Origin of the sequence: Aquimarina hainanensis (assembly GCF_042684685.1) — a bacterium.
Classification (GTDB): domain Bacteria; phylum Bacteroidota; class Bacteroidia; order Flavobacteriales; family Flavobacteriaceae; genus Aquimarina; species Aquimarina hainanensis.
In genome coordinates this window covers 166,379-170,341 of record NZ_JBHULX010000027.1, presented here as the reverse complement: position 1 = coordinate 170,341, position 3,963 = coordinate 166,379, and the positions used below count along the sequence as shown (strand labels likewise).

The 3,963-nt window shown below is 38.0% G+C and carries 1 pseudogene; it reads right to left on the bottom strand.

Going from position 1 to position 3,963, the window contains the following annotated elements:
- A pseudogene (locus ACFSTE_RS14115) lies at nucleotides 1-3,963 on the bottom strand (hypothetical protein); the annotation flags it as partial.

Genomic DNA, 3,963 nt, shown 5'->3' with positions numbered 1-3,963 from the left:
ACCATACTACTGGCATCACCAGGAGTCGGGTAATCAACAGCTCCATCTCCATCTGTGTCTACCCCACCGGCTTCTATAAGATCTAACAAACCATCATTGTCACTGTCTAAATCCAGATGGTTGGCAACGCCATCCCCGTCATAATCAAAATGATCATTAATACCATCGCCATTACTGTCTACATATCCAGGGTAATCCGAATCCGCATAGTTTAAAATACCATCATTGTCATCATCTGCACCAGGATCAACTCCACCTCCTTCTATACGATCAACAATACCATCATTGTCATCATCTAAATCTACAACATCATCAATCCCGTCTCCGTCACTATCAATAGAACATGCTACATTAACTGCTGGGTCTACAGCATTAGTGTAGTTTAATGTATAGTTAACTTGTCCTGGAGACCCTGGTAAATCTTCTACTTCATCTGCCAATCCATTTCCATTTTCATCACCATTACCAACACCTTGAGAAATTACAAACTGAAAGTTATTTGATGTATTTCCTAAAGCCTGAGGAACACCTCCTTCTGCGGCATCAGAGCAACCGTCTCCATCACTATCCAAATCTAATGAGTTGATCAAAGTATCTCCATCAACATCTAATTCACTGGAAGTACAATTTACCGACTCGAATCTAATACTAAACGTCTCATGATTCATAGCGCTACTCCAGTTAAAACACATATTAAAAATATATGGATTAATATCATCTGACATCACATCAAATTCTAAATAACTATAGGTAGTACCAGGCACTCCATTAGACAATCGCTGAATTGTCATTCCTGATGAAATAATATCTCCTGTACCCCTATCGGTATGACTTGTTGCTGATTCGAAAAATGTAGCAGATATTGCTTTGCCATTAGGTAATGTTCCAAAATCAGGAGTCATCGAAATTGTATTATTTTGTGCAGAAGAGCCATTCCCTGGCAAATAACACCTCAAAGTAGCATTAAATTCCATCCCTGCTTCAGGGGTAATTGTATATTGGATACATTGATTAGGGTTTGTCCCGGTTCCTAACCAATTAAATTGTAGTTCATCTCCATTAACTACTTCAGAATAATCTGCGTACCCTACTACATTAGCAGATGTAGCCGGGATTAAAAACTGTATGGTTGCCACTTTTGTATTAGAGGAGTCCAAAATATCCGCAGTATACGTGGCATTTGCCGTAGTATTATTTGCAAATACTGCATTTGCAATTGTATATGAAGACGTAAATGGGTTACTGCAATAACTACTTTCATCTGGATCCAAAATACCATCATTATCATCATCTAAATCTACTAAATCTCCAACACCGTCATTATCTGTATCAATACATAAGTTTAATTCATCTGACCAGGCATATAACTCATACGTAGATACATAATTAATAGTTCCTGTAGTTCCATTTTCAACAACATCAGCCAACCCATTTCCATTAACATCTTCTCCATTCCCTGAAGTATTTGTAAAGGCAAAATCTGTTGTTTTATCAGAAGTCGCTCCTGCTTCATAGGCATCAGAGCATCCATCTCCATCTGAATCCGGATCAAAATGATTAGGAAGGATATCTCCTGTTCCACCATCCAAATTATCATTACAGATTGTTTTAGGGTTTAATGACGAAACAAAGTTATTAGCATAAATATAGATTTCTTTCACTCTGGCATAATATACCAATCCCGTTTCTCCTGTTATTCTAAACTTCTGATAAACCTTATTAGGTTGTAATGTATTGATAAATGTCTCTATTGCATTTACTACTGTCCTATTAGATGCAGTATCTAGATCCTCCCATATACTTCCTGTAAACCCTTGTAATTTTACCGTATTTCCTGCTCCATTTGTAAATGCCAGATTATACATTGAAAAATCTATTGCTGTAATTGCCATCGGAATTGTAGGGATGATTTCATAAATAGATACCCCTACTCCATTCTGATTTGGCGTTACTCCTGTATAACTAGCTGTATTATCTGCTCCGTCATGAGCATTTGAGAAAGGCCTTGACACCGATTCTACTGTTAAGTCAGAAGTTACTGTTACTATGGTGGTTGCTTCTGTCTCAGTGTAGAAACAATTAGGAGATTCTACAGCATCTAACACTCCATCATTATCATCATCTATATCTGCATGATCCCCTATACCATCATTATCATTATCCGCACACGCATTAACAGAATTATCGATAGCAAACTGAAAATAGGACAAACTATAATTCACCTGCCCTGGGTTTCCTGGAAGATCTTCTATACTATCTGCTAACCCATTTCCATTTGTATCTTCTCCATTAACTGTAGTATTTGTAAAAGCAAAATTTGCCGTTTTATCTGTTGTTGCTCCTGCTTCATAGGCATCAGAGCATCCATCTCCATCTGAATCAAGGTCCAGTCGATTTGCTGTGGTATCCCCGTCTACATCATAGTCAACACTACATCTAGCAGAGGGACCCCCAATAGCAATTTCTCTGATTTGAATAGGGGATCTCGTGTATGTTGTTTCAATAACCAAATCAAAGCTGAGCACTCCATTATATGTCTGAGAGAGTGAAAAGCTCTGCATTGCTGCTCCAGCATTTGCTGCTACAAATCCTGTTTCTGTTCCTAATAAAACAGCATCCTTATCATATAATTTTATTGAGAAATTTTGAATTCCATCATTAACTCCTGATGACAAATTCACATCATTCCACAGATAAAACTCAGATATGTTATCATATACTGTTACTAATGTAAGTCTCAATCCATTTCCTTGATTATCATCTGCTACTGTCCAGTCTAAATCCCTACATCCATCTCCATTAGAAGCAAAATCTCCATCTATCATTTCATCTAAAGATCCTTCCGTATTACAATCAATCGTAAAAGGTGCCCCCGGAATAGATACTATTGCGACTGGAGTAATAATAGGTTCTATCGCAGTAGAACATGACTGACTTTCATCTGTATCTAACACCCCATCATTATCATCATCTATATCAACTATATCAACTACTCCATCATTATCCGTATCCAGGCAACCACTAATATTTCCATCTAAAGCATATTGTGTATAGGTTGATACATAATTAATAGTCCCAGACGTTCCGTTTTCGAATTGATCCAATAATCCATTTCCATTCGCATCTAAGCCTGAATTGTAATTGATAATATCATTATTAGAAAAAACAGTATTTCCAGCTTCTACACTATCACTACATCCATCGCCATCACTATCCAAATCCAAGCTATTAATCATTCCATCTCCGTCAGTATTTTCTCCATAACAAACATTAGCTATGATACTAAAACCTTCATCCCTTAAATCCGCAACTCCTGCTAAAGCCTCATGAGAGGTGGTTAATGCAAATGCTGAGGAAATCAAATTGGTAGTAAAGACTATCTTCCAGGTAGGGGGACTCGCATTTTCATATTCGCCCCCCTGAAATATCGCCTGTCCAGAATTTATTATCGTACCATCTGCTATGTCTAATTGATTATCTGGATCAATCACTACTGCTGTAACTGCAGGAGTCCAGGTTAATGTAATCGTTTGTTCATCATTATCATTCTCCGTATCTGTATTTCCTACTAAATCAGGTCCCCACTCAACAGATTCCAATAATCCTCCGGTTTGAGGGGTTATTTGTATCGTAGTTTCGTAATCTCCCAGATTCGTATCATCAACTATATAGTGCAATCCTCCTGCGACGGGTGCAATATTAGCTGCTACCAAAGCAGCACTCAGGTTCGAAAACTGAATATTGTAATCCGCAATTCCTGATCCATTGGTAAAAGTTCCTTCTATCTGCTGACTCCCGGCTGTAAGTACTGTATTCGTAACCGCAGCTTCTCCAACTCCACACGAAAGTTCCGTCGTATCCAGTACCCCATCATTATCATCATCTATATCTGTTAGATCTCCAACACCATCCCCATCTGTATCCAGGCAAGCATTCAAGGTGTTATCTATTGCCAGATAATAC